The organism is Desulforamulus ruminis DSM 2154 (assembly GCF_000215085.1).
Taxonomy (GTDB): Bacteria; Bacillota; Desulfotomaculia; order Desulfotomaculales; family Desulfotomaculaceae; genus Desulfotomaculum; species Desulfotomaculum ruminis.
This window is the reverse complement of sequence record NC_015589.1, coordinates 633,780-658,397: the sequence shown is the minus strand read 5'-3', so window position 1 is coordinate 658,397 and position 24,618 is coordinate 633,780. Positions and strand designations below refer to the sequence as shown.

23 protein-coding genes and 2 rRNA genes are annotated in these 24,618 nt (G+C 47.4%); 9 read left to right on the top strand and 16 right to left on the bottom strand.

The genetic code is table 11. The features are described from left to right. The first annotated feature begins 201 nt into the window (after window positions 1-201). A complete protein-coding gene (locus tag DESRU_RS03190; RefSeq protein ID WP_013840688.1) occupies window positions 202-621 on the top strand; it encodes a pyridoxamine 5'-phosphate oxidase family protein in 420 nt (139 codons plus the stop codon). Window positions 622-890: 269 nt separating this feature from the next. On the opposite strand, the gene DESRU_RS20705 is transcribed toward DESRU_RS03190, so the two are convergent. After that, complete coding sequence (locus DESRU_RS20705; protein WP_013840687.1) at window positions 891-1,046, bottom strand: hypothetical protein; 156 nt, start codon at window positions 1,044-1,046, stop codon at window positions 891-893. 324 nt (window positions 1,047-1,370) lie between these two features. Here DESRU_RS20705 and DESRU_RS20700 point away from each other — a divergent pair, with 324 nt between their 5' ends. Beyond that, window positions 1,371-1,529, top strand: coding sequence for a hypothetical protein (locus tag DESRU_RS20700; protein ID WP_013840686.1), 159 nt, complete (start codon window positions 1,371-1,373; stop codon window positions 1,527-1,529). Between the two features lie 41 nt (window positions 1,530-1,570). On the opposite strand, the gene DESRU_RS03185 is transcribed toward DESRU_RS20700, so the two are convergent. The 9 genes from DESRU_RS03185 to DESRU_RS03145 form a co-directional block, all read right to left on the bottom strand. Beyond that, window positions 1,571-2,419 (bottom strand): stalk domain-containing protein, encoded by an 849-nt coding sequence (locus DESRU_RS03185; protein ID WP_013840685.1) that lies wholly within the window; start codon window positions 2,417-2,419, stop codon window positions 1,571-1,573. 173 nt (window positions 2,420-2,592) lie between these two features. Then, window positions 2,593-3,117, bottom strand: coding sequence for a methylated-DNA--[protein]-cysteine S-methyltransferase (locus DESRU_RS03180; RefSeq protein ID WP_013840684.1), 525 nt, complete (start codon window positions 3,115-3,117; stop codon window positions 2,593-2,595). Between the two features lie 3 nt (window positions 3,118-3,120). Next, window positions 3,121-4,041 (bottom strand): DMT family transporter, encoded by a 921-nt coding sequence (locus DESRU_RS03175; RefSeq protein ID WP_013840683.1) that lies wholly within the window; start codon window positions 4,039-4,041, stop codon window positions 3,121-3,123. Window positions 4,042-4,185: 144 nt separating this feature from the next. Further along, a complete protein-coding gene (locus tag DESRU_RS03170) occupies window positions 4,186-5,370 on the bottom strand; it encodes an ABC transporter permease (protein WP_013840682.1) in 1,185 nt (394 codons plus the stop codon). Beyond that, the gene (locus DESRU_RS03165) at window positions 5,367-6,101 is read right to left on the bottom strand and encodes an ABC transporter ATP-binding protein (protein ID WP_013840681.1); all 735 of its coding nucleotides are present in this window, start codon (window positions 6,099-6,101) and stop codon (window positions 5,367-5,369) included. The genes DESRU_RS03170 and DESRU_RS03165 overlap by 4 nt, the downstream gene beginning before the upstream one ends. Next, on the bottom strand, window positions 6,094-7,389 hold the full coding sequence (locus tag DESRU_RS03160) for an efflux RND transporter periplasmic adaptor subunit (RefSeq protein WP_013840680.1): 1,296 nt from the start codon (window positions 7,387-7,389) through the stop codon (window positions 6,094-6,096). Before DESRU_RS03160 ends, DESRU_RS03165 begins: the two co-directional genes overlap by 8 nt. 103 nt (window positions 7,390-7,492) lie before the next feature. Next, window positions 7,493-8,152 carry a DVU0298 family protein gene (locus tag DESRU_RS03155; protein WP_238446355.1) on the bottom strand — a complete coding sequence of 220 codons (660 nt, stop codon included), beginning with the start codon at window positions 8,150-8,152 and terminating at the stop codon, window positions 7,493-7,495. Between the two features lie 325 nt (window positions 8,153-8,477). Next, on the bottom strand, window positions 8,478-11,078 hold the full coding sequence (gene adhE / locus DESRU_RS03150) for a bifunctional acetaldehyde-CoA/alcohol dehydrogenase (RefSeq protein ID WP_041275272.1): 2,601 nt from the start codon (window positions 11,076-11,078) through the stop codon (window positions 8,478-8,480). A gap of 274 nt (window positions 11,079-11,352) precedes the next feature. After that, window positions 11,353-12,216, bottom strand: coding sequence for a hypothetical protein (locus DESRU_RS03145; protein WP_013840677.1), 864 nt, complete (start codon window positions 12,214-12,216; stop codon window positions 11,353-11,355). 279 nt (window positions 12,217-12,495) lie between these two features. Here DESRU_RS03145 and DESRU_RS20185 point away from each other — a divergent pair, with 279 nt between their 5' ends. Beyond that, window positions 12,496-12,651: a DUF1540 domain-containing protein gene (locus DESRU_RS20185; protein ID WP_013840676.1), complete on the top strand. Its 156-nt coding sequence runs from the start codon at window positions 12,496-12,498 to the stop codon at window positions 12,649-12,651. Between the two features lie 61 nt (window positions 12,652-12,712). On the opposite strand, the gene DESRU_RS03140 is transcribed toward DESRU_RS20185, so the two are convergent. Continuing rightward, window positions 12,713-12,904, bottom strand: a complete 192-nt coding sequence (locus DESRU_RS03140) for a 4Fe-4S dicluster domain-containing protein (protein ID WP_013840675.1) — start codon at window positions 12,902-12,904, stop codon at window positions 12,713-12,715. 310 nt (window positions 12,905-13,214) lie between these two features. Between DESRU_RS03140 and DESRU_RS03135 the strand changes: the two genes are divergently transcribed. Then, on the top strand, window positions 13,215-14,390 hold the full coding sequence (locus DESRU_RS03135; RefSeq protein ID WP_013840674.1) for a THUMP domain-containing class I SAM-dependent RNA methyltransferase: 1,176 nt from the start codon (window positions 13,215-13,217) through the stop codon (window positions 14,388-14,390). Window positions 14,391-14,624: 234 nt separating this feature from the next. After that, on the top strand, window positions 14,625-15,452 hold the full coding sequence (locus DESRU_RS03130) for an alpha/beta fold hydrolase (protein WP_013840673.1): 828 nt from the start codon (window positions 14,625-14,627) through the stop codon (window positions 15,450-15,452). 74 nt (window positions 15,453-15,526) lie between these two features. Here DESRU_RS03130 and rd read toward each other — a convergent pair whose 3' ends face one another. From rd to DESRU_RS03115, 3 genes are all read right to left on the bottom strand, one after another. Continuing rightward, window positions 15,527-15,682 carry a rubredoxin gene (gene rd / locus DESRU_RS03125; protein WP_013840672.1) on the bottom strand — a complete coding sequence of 52 codons (156 nt, stop codon included), beginning with the start codon at window positions 15,680-15,682 and terminating at the stop codon, window positions 15,527-15,529. A gap of 39 nt (window positions 15,683-15,721) precedes the next feature. After that, a complete protein-coding gene (locus tag DESRU_RS03120; RefSeq protein ID WP_013840671.1) occupies window positions 15,722-16,243 on the bottom strand; it encodes a ferritin family protein in 522 nt (173 codons plus the stop codon). Window positions 16,244-16,427: 184 nt separating this feature from the next. After that, complete coding sequence (locus DESRU_RS03115) at window positions 16,428-16,853, bottom strand: RrF2 family transcriptional regulator (protein ID WP_013840670.1); 426 nt, start codon at window positions 16,851-16,853, stop codon at window positions 16,428-16,430. A gap of 241 nt (window positions 16,854-17,094) precedes the next feature. Here DESRU_RS03115 and DESRU_RS03110 point away from each other — a divergent pair, with 241 nt between their 5' ends. The 4 genes from DESRU_RS03110 to DESRU_RS19700 all read left to right on the top strand — a co-directional run bounded on the left by DESRU_RS03110 (window position 17,095) and on the right by DESRU_RS19700 (window position 21,409). Continuing rightward, a complete protein-coding gene (locus tag DESRU_RS03110; RefSeq protein ID WP_013840669.1) occupies window positions 17,095-17,667 on the top strand; it encodes an HPP family protein in 573 nt (190 codons plus the stop codon). Window positions 17,668-17,772: 105 nt separating this feature from the next. Beyond that, window positions 17,773-19,113 (top strand): hexokinase family protein, encoded by a 1,341-nt coding sequence (locus DESRU_RS03105; RefSeq protein ID WP_013840668.1) that lies wholly within the window; start codon window positions 17,773-17,775, stop codon window positions 19,111-19,113. A gap of 166 nt (window positions 19,114-19,279) precedes the next feature. Next, window positions 19,280-19,984, top strand: coding sequence for a sulfite exporter TauE/SafE family protein (locus tag DESRU_RS03100; RefSeq protein ID WP_187290607.1), 705 nt, complete (start codon window positions 19,280-19,282; stop codon window positions 19,982-19,984). A 99-nt stretch (window positions 19,985-20,083) separates the two neighbouring features. After that, window positions 20,084-21,409 (top strand): DUF4397 domain-containing protein, encoded by a 1,326-nt coding sequence (locus DESRU_RS19700; RefSeq protein WP_013840666.1) that lies wholly within the window; start codon window positions 20,084-20,086, stop codon window positions 21,407-21,409. Between the two features lie 60 nt (window positions 21,410-21,469). Here DESRU_RS19700 and rrf read toward each other — a convergent pair. Both rrf and DESRU_RS03080 read right to left on the bottom strand, forming a co-directional pair. Beyond that, a 5S ribosomal RNA gene (gene rrf / locus DESRU_RS03085) occupies window positions 21,470-21,586 on the bottom strand. A 59-nt stretch (window positions 21,587-21,645) separates the two neighbouring features. After that, window positions 21,646-24,584, bottom strand: a 23S ribosomal RNA gene (locus DESRU_RS03080). Between the last annotated feature and the right edge of the window lie 34 nt (window positions 24,585-24,618).

Genomic DNA, 24,618 nt, shown 5'->3' with positions numbered 1-24,618 from the left:
GATAAGTTACGCAACACTATTCAAAATTATATTTGGAGGACCAAGGTCTATTATTATAAAAGACATAGTGTCTACCGATTACATGGAACATCAGGCTTTTGGCTTAAAAAGGAAAATATCTCGCAAAAAAGTATGTTATGTACGATTTAGTTATGAAATGATATATTTCTTATATCATTTCGTTACAAGGAGTGTATTAAAATGAGAGATGCAGAAAAAACAATAGGCAACATAATTGATAAACAGGGTATTGCTTTTATCAGTTCCGTAGATGACGAAGGCTTTCCTAATATGAAAGCCATGCTGCCTCCTCGCAAGAGAGAGGGTATTAAGGTTCTTTATTTTACTACCAACACTTCATCCATGAGAGCAGGACAGTATAGAAAAAATTCAAAATCAAGTGTATACTTCTGCGACAAAAGATTTTTTAGAGGTGTAATGTTAAAGGGAACCATGGAGGTCCTTGAAGATCATGCCTCTAAAGAAATGATTTGGCGTGAAGGAGATACCATATATTATCCATTAGGTGTAACAGACCCGGATTATTGTGTATTAAAATTTACAGCTTACTCCGGTAGATACTATAGTAATTTCAAATCAGAAAATTTTCTGATTGAATAACCCCCTGCCAATCAAGGAGCCGGGTATGGTCTCTGTCTTTACTTATTATGGACATTATTACCGGTTCTAAAAAACAAAAATGCCGCACATGATTTAATGTCAAGATTTAAAAGCTCATTAACCTACAAACATACCTCCTCCTTATGCCTGTCGCCCTTTGCCTCCGGGGCGACATTCTTTTTCCGGGGAGGAGAACCCTCCTGCCCCTTGAAGAATGTTTTTTAAATTCCTATAGAAAGTATAAAAACCCGGCGACCGGGTTTTTTCATTTACATACGGGTTGCAAAAATTACTGCTGTTATAAGTAACAAACCGCCGCTGAAGGCCAGTAAAATTTTTTTAAAACCATTATTGGCATTCTCTAATCTTTCCTGTCTAACCTTGTCCATGGATTTTCTATCCATGTTTCTTTTAATTTTGCGCATTTGCCGGATTCCCTCCTTCCGTAGTCGATTATACCATGAACCGATTAAAAGGAAATAAAAAAATTACAGTGAAATAATTCCTGATAACCCAGAACAAAACATTTAATATTTCTTATATGAACAAGGATTTTTATTACAGATCACGAAAATGCCTATAGCGGGGTGATAACCATGGGAAAAATTATTATTCTCCTTTTGATTGTCGGTTATATTATACTCTCAAGATGGTCCAAACGAAATAAATGGTAGTAAATACAATGGAATGCATAATTTCAACAGGATAAACCTTCTCCATTAAGATAAAATAATAATGGAGGGATTTATATGAAAAACTTTTCGCAAAGTACACACCATTCCTGGTGGGTTTTTCCCACAGCTTTTGCCTTTGGCCTGGGAATTGCAACCATGATGGGCGCTCCCATTGGCCGCCAGGTTTGTAAAACCTTTTTGTCCTGCAGGGAACAAAAGAATAATATCCAGTAAAACCAATGAAGGACCGGCCTTTGGCCGGTCCTTCATTGGTTTTACTCCTCAATTTGAATATCCTTTATAAGCAGCTTCCCTTCAGGGTCTTTTATTAGGGTGTAAACCCGGTTTACAAATTGTTCTGCATCTCCTTCTCCTCCCCACCACACAGGCAGTTTGGCCTCAATCCTGGCTTGGGTTCCGGCAAGTTCCACTACCGAAATTTCCTTTTGATAGTCCAGGGGAGTCACCCCGTCTCTAAAAAAGCCTATAAAAACATTTTCCCGGGAACCTGCCTGCCAAATTCTTTCGATATATTCCGGGGACCAGTAAGATCCCAAAAAATTTATCAATTCTTCTTTGCTGTTGATTTTAGGAGAGGGGGCAATGCTGCAGTGTTTTAGAAAATCCTGGTTATTATAATATTCTACACGCATCAATTGCCTGTCCGCAGCCAATAAGCTTCTTACTACGCCTTCCCTGGTCATTTCAACGGGTGAAAAGAAAGAGGCCAGCTCTAACTGGGCATCCCAGGTTCCCTGTGCTCCGGTTAATCTACAGATATCCTCCAGGGACATCATGGTGTGTCCGTAAATCAGTTGGGGTACGGCAGTCAAACTTACTTCCGCATCGTTTTTAACCACTGCAGGCTGCCATAGGAAGATCTGTATCTTGTTCGCAGACCTTTCCGCATAAACCACCCCTTCCTCCATGTCACAGGCTAAGCGCCAGCCCATTTCCTGTAAAATAGGTCGGATGGGAACCATCACCTTTTGCTCCAGTATCACCGGTTCTTCCTGGAAAGCCAACAACTGCCCGTCCAAGGCCAGGGCAGGAGCAGCACCGGCAGGAGACAAAGGAATCAGCAAAACGATGAACAACACAGCGGGTATTAAAATTCTAGGCACAATACCCCTCCTTTTAAAAAAACTTCCTCAGAAAAGTATATGCCTTTTGTTTGGTATTTATTACCATTTTATAAATTTTAATTGCTAAAACCTGAAGTTCCCTCGCCTCAGCACACCTCCGGCCCTTTAAAAATTTTATGGCCGGCACCTAAAATAGCCGGGCTTATGCACGGCTATTTTTGATAGGAGATTTTTTCTAATTGTAAAAGTTTTTCCTTCCAGGCTAAACCACAGCCAAACCCGCCCAGGCCATGACCATAGGCCAGCACCCGGTGGCAGGGAACCACTAAAACCCAAGGATTGGCCCCCACGGCCCCGCCAACAGCCCGGGCACCCCTGGGGCAACCAGCCATTTTGGCAACTTCACCGTAGCTTAAAGACCTTCCGTAGGGAATTTCCGCAACCACTTTGAGAACCCTTTGCTGAAAAGGGGTTACACGGTCCCAATCCAGAGGAACGTCAAAAGAAATCGCCTCACCGGAGAAATATCGCTCCAAATCCCGGACCAGACGCTGCTGGCAAGGATCGGTTTGCTCCAGCAGGGGCAGCATCCCACGCAAGGGTAGCTTCAAATATCCTTTCAGGGTATCGGCTGCCGATTCAAGGTTTTCATGGGGCAGCGTTAGTCCCAGCAGCTTTCCTTTGGCCCAGGCTGCTGCGGTAAGGCCCGCCGATGTGTGGATAATCTGTAACCGCAAATTTTACCCCTCCTGTAAGGGTAGCTGCTTATCCATGCCACCCTGTTGATTCTGGGAAGAAATAAAAATATATAATCCAGCAATGATGACGAGCCCCCCTGCCAACTGCAGCAGGGCAGGCTCTTCACCAAAGATTAAATAAGCCAGAATGGTTGCCCCCACCGGCTCTCCCAGAATGCTGACGGACACCACCGCCGCCTTAACATATTTTAAAGCCCAGCTAAAGATGGAGTGCCCAAAGATGGTGGGCACCACCGCCAGGGCCAGAAACCAGACCCAGGTCATAGAAGGATAAGGATAGAAGGACGACTGAACGACCATGTTTAAAATCAGCAGTACCAGAGTTGCTGCTCCATAAACCATAAAGGTGTAAGGAAGCAAAGACATCCTGGCCCGCAGTTCCCTGCCAATGAGCACATAGCCGGCTAGGAAAATGGCCCCGGAAAAGGCTAACAGGTCTCCGTAGAGGGCCTGACCTCCCAAACGAAAATCACTGACTCCGATAACAACACTGCCGGCCAGGGCCAGGACGGCTCCCAGCAGCCCCACGGCATTGATCCGTTCTTGATACAGCCAATAGCCTCCGATGATGACAAATAAAGGCTGCATGGTGACTAGGACAGTGGAACTGGCAATGGACGTATAGCGCAAGGAGGTAATCCATACGGCAAAGTGCAACGCCAGAAACACTCCGGCCAGACAAGCCAGTTTTAAGTCCCTGGGCCTGGCTTTAGCCAGCTCAGCGCGCCCGGTGACGTAAGTAGGCACACCAATGAGCAAAACCGTAAATCCCAGCCGGAAAAAGGCGATAATCAGCGGTGGCGCCTCGGCCATTCTAGTAAAAATACTGGAAAACCCGGATGCCAGTACTCCCAGCAAAAGTATCAGGTAGGGATTTATACTCATTGGGCTATCGCTTTTCATGGACTGCCTCCAAAATCTATTTCAGCATTCTTTCTGCAGAGATTCAATCATTTCCTTTATTTTAAACACAAAAGAGGACTTCCGACCATACCGGATGGTGTGACGGAAGCCCAGCTTTTGCAGAAATTTTTGTTCTTACAACGGTCAATCCCTTCGTAAAGCCTGGATCGGGTCCAGCTTGGAGGCCTTGTTGGCAGGATAAATACCAAAAAACACCCCCACCCCCGCCGAGAAGAGGAACGCACCCAGAGCAATCCACCAGGAAACCAGGGGAGGCCACTTGGCCACCTTGGCAATAATCCAAGCGCCGCCGTAACCTAAAATAATGCCGATCACTCCGCCCAACACGCAAAGAACAATGGCCTCGATTAAAAATTGCACCAAAATATCCCGTCTTCGGGCTCCCAGGGCCATGCGAATACCAATTTCACGGGTTCTTTCGGTCACTGAGACCAGCATAATATTCATTACGCCAATCCCCCCCACCAGCAGGGAAATTCCTGCAATGGCCCCGATTACCAGGGTCATAATGCCCGTAATCTTGTTGGCCGCCTGGATCTCCTGTTCCATACTGAAGGTGATGTAACGGTTAGGGGCGTTATGCCTCCGCTCCAGAATTTTTTTCGTCCGGTCCATGGCCTGGTAAACCTGCTCTTTGCTGGCAGATCCGCCGTTTAATTCGTAGATAATTGTCTGGGGATTTAAATACTTCCAGTAGGACAGGGGGATATAGGCCCTCATCCTGGAATCAAAACCCAGGGCGGAATCTTTCTTTTTAAGCACTCCCACCACCAGTGCAGAGTTTTTACCGATCATGACCCGCTGCCCTACGGGATTTTCCGGGCCAAATATTCCTGTGGCCAGTTCCTCATCCAGCACCACAACCCGTCTTCCCGCATCATTATCACTTTCATTGAAAAATCTTCCCCATCGGGTCTCGAAGTTTTTAATCCCGGCATAATCCGAGTTTGTACCCAGCACCTGAACACTCTTTTCCCCCTGGGTACCACGGACTTTGTCGCTGGAATAGCATACCGGAGTCAGGTATTGGACTTCAGGAACCAACTGTTTAATTACTTTGACATCCATTTCCTGGATATCATTGGGTCGAATGGGTTCGCCCTCCTGGGAATTTACATAGACAACAAACATATTGGTGCCGAAGCTCTCCATTTCCTTCATCAGCAGGGCACGCCCTCCCTGGCCCACCGCAACCACGGCAATGACTGCGGCAATGCCAATCACAATACCCAGGGTGGTTAAGACCGACCGCAGCTTACTATTGCGAATGCCCTCCAGGGCAACAACAATGTATTCAGCAAAATTCATCCTACACTCACCTCTTCAGCCAAAGAAGTGAGCACCTGGCGTGCATCCACCGGGTCCGCAATCATTTCATCCCGGACCAGCAGACCATCCCGGAAATGTAAATTTCGTTGAGCATGCCTGGCAATATCCGGTTCGTGGGTCACCAGCACAATGGTGGCTCCCTCACGGTGCAGTTGCTGGAAAATGGCCATAATTTCCTCCCCGGACCGGGTGTCCAAGGCTCCGGTGGGCTCATCGGCGAGAATTACCGAGGGCTGATTCACCAGGGCCCGGGCAATGGCAACCCGCTGGTTTTGCCCGCCGGATAATTCATTAGGCTGATGATGAATGCGGTCACCCAGCCCCACCCGCTCCAAGGCGGTAATGGCCCTACGCCGCCGTTCTGCCGGTCTTATCCCGGCATAAAGCATGGGCAGTTCAACATTTTTCAGAGCCGTTAGTCTGGGTAGTAAATTAAAGGTTTGAAAAACAAAGCCAATTCTTAAATTACGCACCTTAGCTAACTGATTATCAGATAAACCGGATACTTCCTGGCCGTCTAATTGATAGGTTCCTGAGGTGGCACGGTCCAACAGGCCCAGCAGGTTCATAAAGGTTGACTTGCCGGAACCCGAAGGCCCCATAACCGCCACAAACTGTCCCTGCTGCACATGCACAGAAACACTGCGCAAGGCCTGGACCGCCACGGAACCGGTATGATAAATTTTCTTCAGGTCAACAACCCTAATCATTTTTCTCACCTGCGGTTACCCGCTGGCCGCTCTTAAAGCCGGCCGGGGGGTTGAGCACTACTACATCCCCGTTCTTTAAGCCGGATACAACCTCATCATACAGTTCATTACCCTTCTGGGTTTCTACCTCCTGCTCCCGGGCCACGCCATTTTCAACCACAAAAACCAGCTTTTTTCCCTGACGGTCCACCAATGCCTCAAAGGGTACGGTCAGCAATTCCTGCTTTTTCATGGTGGTAATATACAAATCCACGGTAAAACCCGGTTTAAGCCCTGAAATATCTCCCAGCAATTTTATTGTTACGGGAACATGAACATTATCGGACTGTCCCTGGCTGCTTTGCTGAGAAATGGCTGCTGCCGCCACCCGGCTTACCTCACCCTTAAACTCCTTTTCCGGAAGGGCGGTACAGGTTATTTTCACCGGTTGACCCACCTGCAGGCTGCCGGCATCAATTTCATTAATATTGGCGGTGACCTCCAGTTTATCCATACTGCCCACCACCAGGATCCGGTTTCCTTCCAAAACCCGGTTTCCCTCTTCCGCTCCCACAAAAAGCACCACCCCGTCCATATCGGAAACAAAGGTGGCCAATTCCAGGCGCTCTCTGGCCTTGGCTGCCTCTTGCTTAGCCAGGCTAACCTGGGCTTCCACGGAAGAGATTTCTTTGGCTCCGGCGCCCTGACGGGCTTTAATTTCAGCTCCTTTATAATCGGCCTGAGCCTGAGTAAATTCCACTTTGGCGGCTTCCAGTTCCTCCACGGTCACCGCCCCTTCTTTATGTAAGTAGGTAATCCTTTCCAGCTTATTTTTGGCCTTATTAAAGGCAGCCTCCGCATGGGCCAGATTTAATCCGTCATCGTTGGCCCGGGCCCGTACCAGCTCCGCCTCCAGTTGGGCCAGCTTGGCATTGGCCTCTTCATTAAGACGTCCTAACTCCATGGTATCCAACCGGCCCAATACCTGACCCTTGCGGACCCGGTCCCCCACCTTCACGGACAATTCCATCAAGGTGCTGTCCTCCGGGGTAAAAAACTCCTGTTTGTTCTCGGAGTCCAGTCCGCCATTGGCTACAATACTCTGCTCAATGCCTCTTTTTTCCACCTTGGCTGTTTCCATCGGAAGCCCATTGCCGGAGTCCGGCCTGCTGAAAAGAATCCCGGCCAAAACGCCTAATCCCAAAAGGATTACTGTTGTCCACTTCAGCCACCGTGGTAATCCTTTGATACGACCTTTTATTTTTGTCCATTTACCCAACGCCTTTTGGTTCTCTAACTCTAACTCCATCCTCTGTCCTCCATTGTAAATATTTTCTCCCATTAAGTAAGACGAAGCGGCGGGGGTAAATATTTCACAAAAATACATAAAAATACACAAGAAGCCATATTTTTTAGCCAGGACAGCCCTTTATTTTTTCTATGGCTTCTCGGACTAATTGATTTACGCTTTTTACAGTCACTTTCGGTTCCTCATATACCTCCACCGCACCGGAGTCATCCAGCAGGTTGGCCAAATGGGGCAGAGCCTCCTTGACGCCAATCTGGCCCAGGGCCCAGGCGGCATAACCCTTTACCTCGGATTGGGAATGATTTAGAAACTGAATCAATAATGGTATAAATTCCCGGACGAGGTCCGGCTTAGCAGGTCCAACCCGGCCCAAGGTCCAGGCGATGCCCCGGTGAAAGATTTCTTCCTCCGAGGCGTGAACCACGATGGAAATATACTCCTGAAATAGGTCGGGGTTATGATAAATCATCTCCCCAATGGCTTCCGGCGCACTCCAACTGGTAGTCCCGGATTCGTCATTCATGGACCACAGCAGCCTTCGAATTAGTTCCCTGGCAGCCACGGGATCTTCCTTTGCCAGTTCCTTGCTTACCAGTCCTAAAGCCCGGATGGCTCTCCAGCGCTCCGCTCCATAGGGATGGTACAAGGGCTGAAAAAGATATTTAATCATGCCCCGCTCTTCCATGGTCCGGGCAACCAGTTGGTCGTACCGGGCCTCTTTAAGCAGTCCGCTGACTTCTCTACGCAGAGTCAACCAGTTCACCTCCTCTTTTTCACCTTTGCGTTATTTTAACACTTTTTTTCTAACCAACCATGGCAAGGGCATTGCAACCATCTGACAAATCCATTACAGCAGCGGAAAATCCTTCACTTTTTGACAATTTATAAATTTGTAATGCCGTTGTAAGAAGGATGTGAGATATAAATCGTATAGTTAAAATAGATTCACGACCCTCCTCTGTTCATTGCCCCTTTCAGGGGCGTCTTTTTTGTCCGGCAACCCCTAGAATAAACCTCAAAGATAAAACCCGGGTCCTTGTTTTAAGGTATCCCGGGTTCCCATGAGGCAATTTTTCTCTATATGGGTATTACCCTCGAACATAGGCCTTGCGATAAATTTCTTCCAGTTCCGAAATCAAAGGCATGCGGGGATTGGAGGTGGTGCACTGATCTTCAAAGGCCTTCTCGGACAATTCATGAACCACTCCTTCAAATTGGCTCCTCTCAACTCCGCATTCTGCAATGCTTTGAGGAACTTCCAGTTCTTTCATTAAGTCCTGGATGGCTGAAATCAGACTGCGGACACCCTCTTGCTCGGTACTGCAGGGCAACCCCAGATGTTTGGCAATCTGGCGGTACTTTTCCGGCGCCACATAAAAGGTATAGTTGGGAAAAGAGACAAACTTGCTTGGCAAGGTGGCGTTATACTCAATGACATGGGGCAGCAACAGTGCATTGGCCCGGCCATGAGGAATGCCGAACTGTCCGCCCAGCTTATGAGCCAGACTATGGTTGATCCCTAAAAAGGCATTGGTAAAAGCAATCCCGGCAATGGCCGAGGCATTGTGCATTTTAAACCGGGCTTCCTTGTCCCGGCCGTTCTTGTAAGCCCTGGGAAGATACCGGAATACCAGTTCAATGGCTTTTAAGGCCAGTCCATCGGTATAATCGGAAGCCATCACCGAAACATAGGCTTCAATAGCATGGCTTAGAACATCCAGACCGGTATCCGCCGTAACCTTGGGGGGAATGGACATGACAAAATCACTGTCAATAATGGCCACATCCGGTGTGAGCTCATAGTCGGCTAGGGGGTATTTAATTTGTTTGCCTTTATCGGAAATGACCGTAAAGGCCGTGACCTCCGAACCGCTGCCGCTGGTGGTGGGAATGGCCACCAGTTGGACCCGGCGGCCCAGCTTGGGGTATTTATAGGTGCGCTTGCGAATATCCAAGAATTTTAACCTCAGATGCTCAAATTCCACATCAGGATATTCGAAAAACAGCCACATGCCCTTGGCGCAGTCAATGGCGGAGCCTCCCCCCAGGGCAATCAGCGTATCCGGAAGGAATCGCTTCATCCTTTCCACCCCCTGGGCTACCACCTCCATGGGCGGATCCGGTTCCACGCCGTCAAAGACCTCAATATGAACGTCATTTTGACGCTTTCTCAGATGATAAATGACTTTATCCACGTAACCCAGATCGGCCATCACTTTATCCGTCACAATCAGGACCCGCTCCACACCGGGCATTTTGCTTAGATACTGAACCGAACCAGGCATAAAATAAATGCGCTCGGGCACTCTGAACCACTGTAATTTTTCCTTACGCATGGCCACCCGTTTAATGTTAATTAAATTGTGCACGCTGACATTGGAGGTGGTGGAGTTCCGTCCCATGGAGCCGCAACCCAGGGTTAAAGAAGGAACATTGGTATTATAAAGGTCTCCGATGGCTCCGTGGGTGCTGGGAGAGTTGACGATAATCCGGCCGGTCCTAATTCTCCTGGAGAACTGTTCAATTACCTGCTGGTTCTCGGAATGAATGACGGCCGAGTGTCCCAGTCCGGCAAACTCCACCATCTCTTCACAGCGCCGAATTCCCTCATCACTGTTCTCCACAACATACAAGGCCAGGATCGGAGACAGTTTCTCCTGGGACAGAGGATAATCGGGTCCTACTCCTTCCAAGGGCGCCACCAGAATTTTGGTATCCGGAGGTACCGCCAGACCGGCCATTTCAGCAATGGTGACAGCGGACTTACCCACAATTTCAGGACGGATATGGCAGCAATCCCCATGGGTGGCCAGTTTGGTTAACTGCTCCACCTCAGCAGGGTTTAAAAAATAACAACCGTTTTCTTTCATTCGCTGTATGGTGTCATCGGCAATTTCACGGTCTATGATGACCGCTTGTTCCGAGGCACAAATAAGGCCGTTATCAAAGGTTTTACTCATGATTAAATCCGTTACCGCCCGGCGGATGTGGGCGGTTTTCTCAATATAGCAGGGAACATTGCCGGGTCCTACACCCAAGGCAGGTTTTCCGGAACTATAGGCTGAGCATACCAGCTTTGCCCCGCCGGTGGCCAGAATCAAAGCCACTCCCGGATGGGCCATTAGTTTCTGGGTGGCCTGGATGGACGGTTGTTCAATCCAGCCGATGCAGTGCTGCGGCGCTCCGGCCTCAATGGCTGCCTGCAGCATGATTTTGGCTGCCTCGGAGCTGCAGCGCTGGGCTCCGGGGTGAAAACTGAAAATAACCGGATTCCGTGTCTTGATACAAATTAATGCTTTAAACATGGTGGTGGAGGTGGGATTGGTTACGGGGATAACCGCAGCTACCGGGCCAATGGGCTCCGCTACCTCCATAAAATCTTCCTCGGGATTTTCGTTAACAACCCCTACGGTCTTTTCGTATTTGATACTATGGTATACTTCCTCAGTGGCAAAAATATTTTTGGTGATTTTATCCTCGTAGACTCCCTTTTGGGTCTCCTCCACCGCCAGCTTGGCCAGTTCCATGTGTTTATCCAGCCCTGCCATAGCCATCATTTTTACAATATGATCCACTTGTTCCTGGCTTAATTTCAGGAACTCCTCCTGGGCCAATTTCGCATTTTCCACCAGCCTGTCAATCATTGCTGAAATTTGTTGTTCATCTTTCTCCACAAAAGCACCTCCCATTATGAATAGATAAGTTTTCCCTAGAACAACCGGTAATACTTTGTAAATCAAGAAAATGCGAAAAGATAATCCATATATTTGAAGCATTATAACATGAAGGGATATCGATTAAAAAACAGATATTTACAAAGTGCTTCATTTTGGCTCAGTGGGAAATTTATTTTACAGGAATTAAAAAGCTTAGGAGATGATTTTATTTTTTTCAAAAGATAGGTTCAATATGTCTAAAAATATAAAATAGCCTATAGAAAAGAAAAGCCTGCGATTGCAGGCTTTATTTACCCAGTCTAAACATTTTTCCAATGCCCATAACCAACCCGGGAACACCAAAGGTAGGCAACTTACTGCCTTTTTTGATTTTTTTGCCGGGCTTATTATTTTCCCGGGCCATCTTGACCACAGCCCATTTGGTATCTTTGATTTCTTCGCTGAGTTTGTCCAGCTTTCGCCCAAAGGCCTCCAGCTTCTCATTGGCCTCCGGGTTACTCCCCAAATGATTTAAGTCTGGAATCATTTCCTTAATTTCATTCACTACTTTTGCCGTATCCTCGGTAACCTTCTGAGGCATATTCAGCAAAGCATCCACCACAGTCTCCATTTTAACCGACATCTCTTTTAATGTATCCAGGTGTTCGATGGCCATGGTATTGTATTTCACCATATTTTTATCCGCTTGCTCTTCCAAATGCTGTAAAAAATTTTGTTCAAAATTATTTAAATATGAAACCAGTGTATTGATTAAACTTAGGGCCATGTCCTCCTGAACTCTTAAAACAATTTCTTTTTCTTTATCGGTGGAAAGGTTTTTACTCTCTTGGGGCGTTTGCTTCTTGCCGCTTGGTTTTACCAAACTTAATTTCCTCCTGGCTACGTTTATTTCTTCATCCTTCTTTTCTTTATTTTTTTCCTGAGCTGCAGCAATTTCCTGTTTAGCCATTTCCCGCCCTTTCAATTCAGCTTCCAGGGCATCTTTTATGGCCAACAATTCCTCTACCCTCAATAAATAAGTCGGACTGCCAATATTGCTTCTGTCCAGTTCCACGTTTTTAAACATTCCTTGACTAAACCACTTGCTAATGGTATTGATTGGCACCCCTAATAACTCTGCTCCTTCAGAGAATGTTACTTTCTTTCCCACTGCTAAGGCACCCCTTTATATGTTTTGTCTGGCTAAATTATAACAGGTAAATATTAACAATTGTAGCATTTTATTCCGACAGAAACTTTCAAGGGTTGTCAATGAGAGGAAAAATCCACCATTTTTTATATTGTTCCGGGAACTTATACGAAAAGTAACTCTTTTTCACAAAAAGAAAAAAAACAGTAATCCTTTGCTTATCTGGGATAAAACAAGAATCATAACTTCTTCAACAGTGGAGAAAATATAAAAAGAATTTATTTTGGGAGGTGAATGCATATGTCTAAAGTATCCCAATGCAAAGTAGAAGAGTGCCATTACAACAAAAATTTTGAATGCCACGCAGACGGCATAGAAGTTTTATCCAGTGGCACCAAGCGTGTTTCTACTACAGACAATACCGCCTGCAACACCTTTAAACCAAAAGAATTCTAAGCATTGAAATATAAAACTGCCAGTCCATACGGACTGGCAGTTTTATATTATTTTTATTGAATTATACTTCGGTAACTGTGTAGCACTCGTTAGGGCAGGTTGCTACACAGGTTTCGCAACCCATGCAATCATAAGCTTCACCGGTTACGTCGGCTTTGCCGTCATCAAGCATCCCCAGGATCCCTGCAGGGCAAGCATCAGCACAGGCTGCACAGCCGTCGCACTTATCTCTGTCGATTGTTACCATGAACATAATTAAGTTCCTCCTTTGAAATTATCTCCCCGGTTAGACAACCAGTTGGGTTAACTTAATTATGCTTTAACCCTGTGCCAGTTTCAATACAAAAATTAATTATTTTAGCTCAATTACCACTCAAACTTGCAGCTTTTTCATCAGTATGCTCCAAAAACCGGCCAAAAAGCAGGAAATAACAAGGAATATTACGCTATTATTCCTTTCTGCGTTTTATCTTGTATTCCATAAATAAGAAGTGGTAAACTTGGTGTTTAGAGGAAACAATAGCAAGCAAGATGGATCAATTACATCCTGAGGAGTATTGGTTATGACTAAAATAGAATTAATTGCCACTGCCACTTTTGGGCTGGAATCGGTGGTGGCCTACGAGGTAAAATCCCTGGGTTATGAAGATGTAAAGGTGGAAAATGGCAGAGTTACTTTTGTAGCCGACGAGCTGGCGGTATGCCGGGGAAACCTCTGGCTTCGTACCGCCGACCGGGTGCTTATCAAGATGGGTGAGTTTCGGGCCAGCACCTTTGAAGAATTGTTTCAGCAAACCAAAGCACTTCCCTGGCCGGATTGGCTGCCGGAAAACGCTCATTTCCCAGTGGAGGGTAAATCTATTAAATCTCAACTGCACAGCGTGCCGGATTGCCAAGCCATTGTAAAAAAAGCAGTGGTTGAAAAAATGAAACAGGTTTATAAGAAAGAGTGGTTTGATGAAACCGGTCCCCGCTACACTATTGAGGTGGCTTTGCTGAAGGATATGGCCACGCTGACCATTGATACCAGCGGCGCCGGTTTGCATAAGCGGGGCTACCGTAAGCTGTCCAGCCGGGCTCCCATCAAGGAGACCCTGGCTGCCGGATTAATCTCCATTGCCCGCTGGTATCCGGACCGGGTCCTGTTGGACCCAGGCTGCGGTTCGGGTACTATCCCCATTGAAGCAGCCCTTATAGGACACAATCTGGCTCCAGGCCTGGGGCGGACCTTCGCGGCAGAATCCTGGCCCGTCATTCCTGAAACCCTGTGGCTTAAGGCCCGCCAGGAAGCTTTGGACCTGGCCGACCGGGCAGCAAAATTAAGAATATACGGTACGGATATTGATAAAGAAGTATTGAGCCTAGCCCGCTACCACGCCCGGCAAGCCGGAGTGGAGAACTCCATCCACTTTCAGCAGGTACCGGTGGCCAAGGTCCGCAGCAAGCAAAAATATGGCTTTATCATCACCAATCCGCCTTATGGAGAGCGGTTGGGAGAGGCCCGGGAGGTTGAAAAACTATACCGGGAAATGGGGGAAACCTATACCCATCACTTCGATACCTGGTCCTGTTTTGTCATTACTTCTTACTCTCAGTTTGAAAAACTTTTTGGCCGGCCGGCTGATAAAAAACGTAAATTATACAATGGTCGGGTGGAATGCCAGTATTACCAATACCTAGGCCCTCGGCCACCCCGCCCCAAGCCGAATCAAGAACCGGCAACAAACTCTCCTGAATAAAGCAGGATAAACTGTCATCCCAATCTCTTGCTCCGGGGCAGTTTCGCATCAACTTACTTCAAAAGACCTTGACCAATCTGGGGGATATACAAAATCTTTGTTAAAATAGGGAATAAAAACAGAAAAGAAAATGGTGCTGACATATGTGGGCGGTCATTTTATCTGTTGTTCTTGTAATTGTTCTTGTTGCGGTCATCCAGTATAAAATAGATATTCGCCGGGCTTATAAAAGGCTTGGATCCGGTTAAGTCCACGGATACCGAGTTTGGGAAGGTAAGCTATCTTGATTTTGGAACGGGAGAAGCTGTGCTTCTCGCTCACGGTATCCTTGGGGGATACGGCCAGGCATTTGTTTCATTAACGCAGATACTGGGAGATGAATGTCGGAAGCTGGCGCCGTCACGCTTTGGCTATCCCAGTTCCAGCTTACCATCTACACCTACTCCCGGAAATCAGGCCAAGGCCTATGTGGCCCTGCTGGATAAAGTGGGCATTCAACAAACCTTTGTGATTGCATCCTCTGCCGGTGGGGCAGCAGGAATAAAACTGGCTCTAAACTATCCGGAACGTATTAAGGGATTAATTTTATTGTCATCCGGTGTTCCCACAGCGAAAAGGTCCCGTGAGGAAATTTCCCAAATACAAGGGGCTCCCGCCCTGTTAATAAACGATTTTCCCATGTGGTTTACAGTGAAATATTTGAAATTCGCTTTAAATAGCATGTTTGGTTCTACTGTCGCCAAGGATCTGTATGAAACCATGCTTCCGGTAAGGCCTCGTAAACCCGGGATAGAAGCAGACATAACCATTACAAATTTAGACATGGATATAAACTATGATAATTATCCGGTGGAAAAAATTACCGTGCCGATTCTAATTGTACATGCTAAGGATGATGCTATGGCCAAATTCCAAGGAGTAGAAAAATTTATTGCCCGAGTACATCCTCAAACGTCTCTCTTTGCCACAGGCGGCCATTTAATAACCGGACATGGGGACGAAGTTTCAAAATCCATTAAAAGATTTATGGAAGCAACGGCTGCTGCTGAGGAAAGGGACTAAATTTTAAATAGACTTATCATGCAGACGCAAACCAAAGCCACGGAATACAAAGTATCCTCGTGGCTTTTTAGAGATTAATCTATTTTGCTGAAGTTCTCCTTGCCTACCCCGCACTCAGGACAAACCCAATCCTCGGGAAGGTCCTCAAAGGCGGTACCCGGGGGGATGTCCCCTTCTCCCTTGGCCGGATCATAGATATAGCCGCACACATCACATTCATATTTAGACATCGATGGTTTCCTCCTTAACAGAAATATTTAACAAAAATTTTATAATTGATCATCAGTATTTCCATTTTTAGGGGGATATTTACATCCCGTTGGACATATTTCCCGCATATAGTCCCGCAGCTCCAGCAGGTTCCTTTGCTCGCTCTCCAGCAAATGCAGCAGAATATTCCTGGCCTCCTGGGATACGCACCGGTTTAAGAACTCATGATACAGCAAAATGGCGTCCTTTTTAGCCTGAATGCCAATCTCCAGGGCTTCCCGTGGGCTTACGGCCTTAAATTCTTCAAGATAGTCATAGGGAAACTTCAGCTCGTCGCCCAAGGCACTTAAGTAACAATAGGTCTGCTCGTTCATGCCGTTCTGTTCCTTTTCGGCTTCTGCCCGGGCTACCTTTAATAAAGCCCGTTGTTCTTCTCCTTCTTCTTCAGCCAGGCGGTGGAAGATTTCTCTGGCCACAGAATCTTCAGCCATTTCCTGCATTCTCCGGTAATATTGTACACCCTTAACACTGTTGCTGGCGGCCAGGTCTACAACGGTCGAAAGATTGAAACATTGGTTCAAATCATTCTCACCCCCTATTTGATTAAAACTAAAGCTAAGGTAAGCCGAGCAAATATTAAGTATTATTCTTCCAAATCCCCCGAATCCCTGTTTTTCAACAGTTTAAAATCGAATCTTACCAAGTTTTTTTATAGTTTCCCTCGATTATCTGTCTAATAAACAACGGTGGACATTTTTTCATATACTAAGAATCAATTTCGTAAAAAATTCGACCTGCTAAAATATCGGCAAAGGTTTCCCTGGTTAATTCCCGGGCCACCGCATTCTGGGTCCGTCTTAAGATTCGGTGAACCTGACACTCCGGTTTATTTTCGCAATGATATTGATCGTTCAAGCAGGGATTTAAAGCCAATGGCCCTTCAATGGCCAGCACTACATCCCCGAGGGTTATCTCCTGGGGTAAGCGGGCCAATTTTACGCCTCCCTGAGTTCCCCGCTGGGTAATCACCAACCCGCCACGGGAGAGCAACTGGATGGTTTTTTTAAGAAAAACCTCCGGTATCTTTTGCTTCTCCGATATGGTCCTGGCATTCATCATACTCCCCCAGGGCTGTTTGGCTAATTCTAATATAGTTCGAATGGCATACTCTGTTTGCCTGTTGATCTGCATACTGAAATCTCCTTGGCGGGACTTATTTAAACCAATTATGTAGCAGGAACCGGACGCAAGTCAAAATAAAAATAAAAATTGTCGTCAAGCAGACATAAACTCTGTGATCTTTTTAACGGTATACTCAAAGAGCAACCGTTATAATTTTATAAATAGCCGTCTAAAAATCCTTGATCATACCCCGAAAATAAAGATAACTCATTGCAGACTCTGCCCAGACACTTCATAAGGAGATGCCCTCATGGAAGAAAATAAATCTTCTGCTTCGGCAGCTTATCTTAAAAAGCCCAGTCCGGCAATACTATCATTATACCTGTGCAAAATGCGGGGCGGCAAATGCCCTGCTCCCCAGCCGGTACAACTTAAAAACCTGCTCTTTACGGGAGTTGGCAGCTTTTTGGCCATTGGCCTTATTGCCCTTTTAAATACCAATCATAGCCTGCCTTTATTGGTACCCTCCCTGGGGGCTTCCGCCGTTCTTTTATTCGCTGCCTGCCATGTACCCATGGCGCAGCCTAGAAATGTAATCGGGGGACATACGGTATCTGCCATAGCGGGAGTCATAACCTATCAGTTATTCGGGAATGACTGGTGGACCGTCGCCCTGGGTGTCAGTCTGGCAATTCTTTTTATGAACCTGACTCATACCCTCCACCCTCCCGGCGGAGCCACTGCCTTTATGGCCGTATTCACCCGGCAGGACTTTAGCTACATATTTTCCCCCGTGGCTTTAGGGGCCGCTCTGCTGGTTCTGATTGCAGCCTTGTTTAACAATTGTTCGTCCCAGCGAAAATATCCGGATTATTGGTTTTAATGGTACGCCAAAAGTAAGGGAAACTTGACAGGCTGCAACCTGACTGCATTTAGGATTATTCTTCTGGAACGAAAATATTGATTCAAAAGAAAAGGGACTGAAAAGATGAACCCGAAAACTTTAGTGGGGCAATTGGAATACCTAAAAACCCTTTTTTTGAATTTAGATTTACTGGCCTTGGCCCGGAATTTTCAACAGGAGATGATGGCCGGTTCAGGCGGAAACAGCTCTCTTAAAATGCTTCCTACCTTTTTAAATAAACCTGTGGGGCAAGAAACAGGCACCTTTTTTAGCATTGATTTCGGTGGAACCAATGTACGGCTGCAAATTGTTCAGCTATTGGGCCGGGGCCTCTATGAAATAAAACAATCACGCTCCTTTCTCCTCATAGACCCTTCCGGATTATATAACTATACCTCAAAACAAACTACCGCAGCGGATCTTTTTGATTTTATCGCTCACCGCATAAAGGAAATGATCGATCCGGGATCCACCTACCTTCTGGGTCATACTTTCTCCTTTCCCTGCCGGCAGTTGGATGCAAACCGTGCGGTTTTAATCAACTGGACCAAGGAATTTAATACCGCCGGTGTGGAAGGACACGAAGTAACAGGGCTTCTGGAGCAGGCACTGCACCGTAATCATATGGTAAACATTAAGCCCGTTGCCATTATCAATGATACGACGGCCACCCTTTTAACGGCATCCTACGCCAATCCCCGGGCCCACATCGGGTCTATTTGCGGTACCGGACATAACACTTGTTATATCGAGCCGAAAGATCCTTTAACCGGTCAATCCATGATTATCAATCTGGAATCAGGTAATTTTAACAAAATACCCCTTACCCCCTTCGATAGCATGCTGGATCAATCCAGTGAAGATCCCGGCCAGCAATTCCTGGAAAAGGCCGTTTCCGGCCGCTATATTGGCGAAATCGTCCGGTTGATTCTAGGTCATCTTATCAGCAGCAATCTTCTGTTCTTCCGCCAAATTCCAGACTTTATGGAAAGGCCCCACTCCATCAAGGCGGTTGACCTGTCCTGTTTTCTTGAAGACCGAACCCCCCATTTAGAAAAAATTTCTCAGTGGTTAAATTCCAACTGGGGTATCTTCTATTCATCCTTGGAAGAACGTCAGGCCCTAAAAACCGTCGCCGCTCTGGTTACCGCCCGGTCCGCCCAACTGGTTGCCGCTACTTATATTGGCATATTACAGCAGATAGACCCTGAACTTAGATCGGATCACATCATTGCGGTAGACGGTACTTTATTTGAAAAAATGAATTCCTTTACAAGCCATGTCCAAGAAATTTTAACCGGTTTCTACAGTAACTGTTCCCACAAAGTAACCCTCAAACTGACCCGGGGTGGTTCCGGTGTTGGGGCCGCCATTGCAGCCGCAACAACACTACATGATGGGGAATCATCAAAACCCACTGTTTAATTTTTGACGGTGGGTGATTTTATTTGATCTTATTCTCTTACATTTTTGTCATTACCCAGATATAATAAAAATAGTTCCCTATGATTCTGCTTTACATTGCAACAAGGAAGTGACCTCTTTTATCATGTTTGAAAATCTTTTGCCCTGGCTCGGTTCCGCCTTCATCGTGGCTCTTGCCGCATCCCTCCAGGGAATCACCGGCTTTGGTTTTGCTTTGGTATCAATGCCCTTACTGCTTCTGATTTACGATCCCCATCACGTTGTAATTATTAACGCCATTATTTCCATTGCCTCTCTTTCTTCCCTTACCTTTAAAGTACGCCAACAGGTTTTGGTCCCTGTGGTCAAAAACCTATTTTTGGGAAGCATCCTGGGGATTCCCCTAGGCGCATATGTTTTCTTTTCTTCCGATGTGCATCTTTTAAAACTTATTATTGGTCTGGTGACCGGCATTTTCAGTTTGATCCTTATTAGCGGAGCCACGGCAAAAAATGTAGCCGGCAGGATCTGGGAGGCTACGGCCGGTTCCATCTCCGGCTTTTTAACCTCCAGCGTGGGTATGCCGGGACCTCCTGTAATTCTCTTTCTCAGCAATCAGAAACTTCCTAAAGAACACTTTCGCGCCACAACAGCAGCCTATTTTATCCTGGCTTACCTGTGCAGTCTTTCTTTACTGATTTATTTAGGCGGAGTGGATCAGAATACGGTCTTTACGGCTTTATCTTTAATCCCCCTGGCCATCCTGGGCGGCCATCTGGGATATCTTATTTTTCCCAAGGTCAGTCAGCCCAAGTTTCAACAGGGCGTCTCCCTGCTGGTCTTCAGCACATCGGTATACGCTGTGATTACCTCGCTCATGAGCCAATCTTAACATCAAAGCTGGATCTCTCATACATCGGCCTTGCTATTTGGCACATTTAGCCTTTTCTAACATATTATAGAGTATATTGTAGAAAAGGCGTTGATTCGAATGTCTTCTTATATTAGAATACTGCATGCTTCTCCGGACAGCCCTCCGATGGATGTCTATGCCAATAACGATCGGATCGCCACAGGCCTAAGCTACCGAAATTTTACAGAATACCGGCCGGTCCAAACAGGCAATTACAACATCCAAATCTATCCGGCCGGCTCCAGAGAACAGCCGGTACTGGAAACCAACCTGACTATCCCACCAGACTCCATACAAACCCTAGCCATAACCGGTAAGCAATCCGCAACGGCGCTACGGGCTATTTCCGACCAGCCCGCTACACCGCTGAACCCCAATGGGGTTTTGCTTAAATTTGTTCATCTTTCTCCCGACACGCCTGCTGTAGATGTTACACTGCCGGATCAAAGGACTCTATTCTCTAATGTTTCTTATCAACAAAGCACAGACTATACGCCCCTTCCTCCCGGCACCTACACTTTACAGACCCAGCTTGCCGATACCAGTAATGTCATCTTAAATGTTCCGAATCAAAGCCTCTCCGCCGGGCGAGCCTATAGTGCCTATATGATTGGGCTAAGCAGCGGCAATCCATCACTACAGCTTCTGACGCCCTTGGATGGCGTCTCCTATCTAAATACAGACGACGATCCTCCAGGGAATCCGTCTAATTCAGGACAGGTTGTACTTGATTCCGCAGAAGCGGATGTCAACGGAGACGGAACCCCGGACAGAATTCTTCTGAGGGGGGATAAACCGGATCCGGACAGCCCTTTTTCCGAAAACATCACTTTATGCGTGGAAGATGGCAAAACAGCCAATACCATCTGCACCACTCCTCCTTCAAACTCCGGTTATGGTGCCTATTTATTTTTAGGGGATTTTACCGGGGATCAAGTGCCGGATATTCTGCTGCGGATGGATTCCGGCGGCAGTGGCGGCTATTTATTTGCTTACGTCTATTCGGTGACGGATAATCGCCTGGTGAAAATGTTTGACTATGACCAATTTAATGCCAGCAGTCAATTCCAAGTGACTTTTCAAGATAACTATCAGGTTCGGGTAGCTCAAATCAATGGCAATCGGACCTTTACCTTGGACATCAGCAATTACAAGGAGGAATTTTCCGACCTATACGATACCAGCGGAAGATTAATTACTCCCACGGAAGGCAGCGTACTTGGCTTGGGCGGACTTAATCCCGTAGACGTTGATCAGGACGGTATTTTGGAACTTATCGCACTGCAAAGAATCATTGGACGATATAATGCCGAGACCATTGGCTATGTAAGAACCACTTTAAAATGGTCCGGAACAAACTTTATTCCCCAGCAAGTTGAAGTTGTTTCAGATGTAGATGGATAGGAAAAAAGTCATATTTACAAATAACAAACCCCACTGCTTAGGCAGTGGGGTTAAAAAATATTCTGGCGACGACCTACTCTCCCAGGGGCGTGAGCCCCAAGTACCATCGGCCCTGGAGGACTTAACTGCTGTGTTCGGGATGGGAACAGGTGTATCCCCTCCGGTATCGTCACCAGAAACTTATTGACTTATTCATTCCCTGAAAACTAAACAGCGCTTTTCGTAAAGGTCGTTTCTAGGTCAAGTCCTCGATCGATTAGTACCGGTCGGCTCAAAACATTACTGCCCTTACACCCCCGGCCTATCTACCATGTCGTCTTCATGGGATCTTACCTCTTTCAAGTGGGAAACCTCATCTTGAAGCGGGCTTCGCGCTTAGATGCTTTCAGCGCTTATCCCTTCCGAACTTAGTTACCCAGCATTACCGTTGGCACGATAGCTGGTACACCAGCGGTCCGTCCATCCCGGTCCTCTCGTACTAGGGACAGCTCTTCTCAAGTTTCCTGCGCCTGCGACGGATAGGGACCGAACTGTCTCACGACGTTCTGAACCCAGCTCACGTACCGCTTTAATGGGCGAACAGCCCAACCCTTGGGACCTACTTCAGCCCCAGGATGCGATGAGCCGACATCGAGGTGCCAAACCTCCCCGTCGATGTGGACTCTTGGGGGAGATAAGCCTGTTATCCCCGGGGTAGCTTTTATCCGTTGAGCGACGGCCCTTCCACTCGGCACCGCCGGATCACTAAGCCCTACTTTCGTACCAGCTCGACTTGTAGGTCTCGCTGTCAAGCTCCCTTTTGCCTTTACACTCTAACGCGCGATTTCCTTCCGCGCTGAGGGAACCTTTGGGCGCCTCCGTTACTCTTTGGGAGGCGACCGCCCCAGTCAAACTGCCCACCTGACACGGTCCTTTTACCAGCTTCATGGTATCAAGTTAGAATTTCAATATCTAAAGGGTGGTATCCCAACGGCGACTCCATACATACTAGCGTACATACTTCTCAGTCTCCCACCTATCCTGTACATCAAATACCAAAACCCAATGTCAAGCTACAGTAAAGCTCCACGGGGTCTTTCTGTCCTGTCGCAGGTAGACGGCATCTTCACCGTCATTACAATTTCACCGAGCCCCTCGTTGAGACAGTGCCCAAATCGTTACGCCTTTCGTGCGGGTCAGAACTTACCTGACAAGGAATTTCGCTACCTTAGGACCGTTATAGTTACGGCCGCCGTTTACTGGGGCTTCAGTTCTCAGCTTCGACTTGCGTCTAACTCTTCCCCTTAACCTTCCAGCACCGGGCAGGCGTCAGCCCCTATACGTCAGCTTTCGCTTTAGCAGGGACCTGTGTTTTTGGTAAACAGTCGCTTGGGCCTTTTCTCTGCGGCCTCTTCTCGCTCCAAATGTGCATTTTTCACGATACCGAGGCACCCCTTTTCCCGAAGTTACGGGGTCATTTTGCCGAGTTCCTTAACGAGGGTTCTCTCGCGCGCCTTAGGATTTTCACCCCACCTACCTGTGTCGGTTTACGGTACGGGCACCTACAAACCTCGTTAGAAGCTTTTCTTGGCAGTTTGGGATCCGCTGCTTCGCTACTTGTTTTCGCTCCCCTTCACTCCTCGGGCTTCCCGTAAGACGGATTTGCCTATCTTACACCCTACAAGCTTGGACCGGCTTTTCCAGCCGCCGGCTCAACGTACCCTCCTGCGTCACTCCATCCTCAAACGGTCTTAGGTGGTATCGGATTCTCAACCGATTGTCCATCGCCTACGCCTTGCGGCCTCGGCTTAGGTCCCGACTTACTCTGGGCGGACGAACCTTCCCCAGAAATCCTTAGGTTTTCGGCGGGCAGGATTCTCACCTGCCTTTTCGCTTACTCATACCGGCATTCTCACTTCTTATCAATCCACAGCTCCTTACGGTACTGCTTCCACTCGATAAGAACGCTCCCCTACCACTGTCTTTCGACAATCCAAAGCTTCGGTGCCAGGCTTAGCCCCGTTTCATTTTCGGCGCAGGGCCACTTGACCAGTGAGCTATTACGCACTCTTTCAATGGTGGCTGCTTCTAAGCCAACATCCTGGTTGTCTGTGCAACCCCACATCCTTTTCCACTTAGCCTGTCTTGGGGACCTTAGCTGTTGGTCTGGGCTGTTTCCCTTTTGACTACGAATCTTAGCACCCGCAGTCTGACTCCCGGAGTCTTAGTTATTGCGGCATTCGGAGTTTGATTGGGTTCGGTAACCCGTGAAGGCCCCTAGCCCATTCAGTGCTCTACCTCCGCAATCCATCCTCCGAGGCTAGCCCTAAAGCTATTTCGGGGAGAACCAGCTATCTCCTGGTTCGATTGGCATTTCACCCCTACCCACATCTCATCCGCCTCCTTTTCAACGAAGGTCGGTTCGAGCCTCCACTTTATTTTACTAAAGCTTCACTCTGGACATGGGTAGATCACCAGGTTTCGGGTCTACTCCAACGTACTTTCGCCCTTTTAAGACTCGCTTTCGCTTCGGCTCCGGCTTTCCTGCCTTAACCTGCACGTTGGATGTAACTCGCCGGTCCGTTCTACAAAAAGTACGCCGTCACACTTTTAACGTGCTCCGACAGTTTGTAGGCATACGGTTTCAGGTTCTTTTTCACTCCCCTCCCGGGGTGCTTTTCACCTTTCCCTCACGGTACTGGTTCACTATCGGTCGCTTAGGGTATTTAGCCTTGGGGGGTGGTCCCCCCGGATTCCCACAGGGTTTCTCGTGTCCTGCGGTACTTGGGATGTCCTCTGCAATTTTCGTCCTTTCGTCTACAGGGGTTTTACCTTCTGTGCCCTGCCTTTCCAGGCAGCTTCAACTAGGACTAGCAATCACTTGATGAGGATCCCTCAACCCCAGTGAACCGAAGTTCACTGGTTTAGGCTCGCCCCTGTTCGCTCGCCGCTACTTGGGGGTTCGATGTTTCTTTCTTTTCCTCCGGGTACTTAGATGTTTCAGTTCCCCGGGTGCCCTCCTCTGTGCCTATGGATTCAGCACAGGGTGACGGAGGTTTGCTCCGCCGGGTTGCCCCATTCGGGTATCCACGGATCAACGCCTGCTTGCGGCTTCCCGTGGCTTTTCGCAGCTTACCGCGCCCTTCTTCGGCCCTTAGCGCCTAGGCATCCACCGTATGCCCTTTCTTTCTTGACCTACTTCCTTCGCTCGGTTACTTTCATAACCTGCA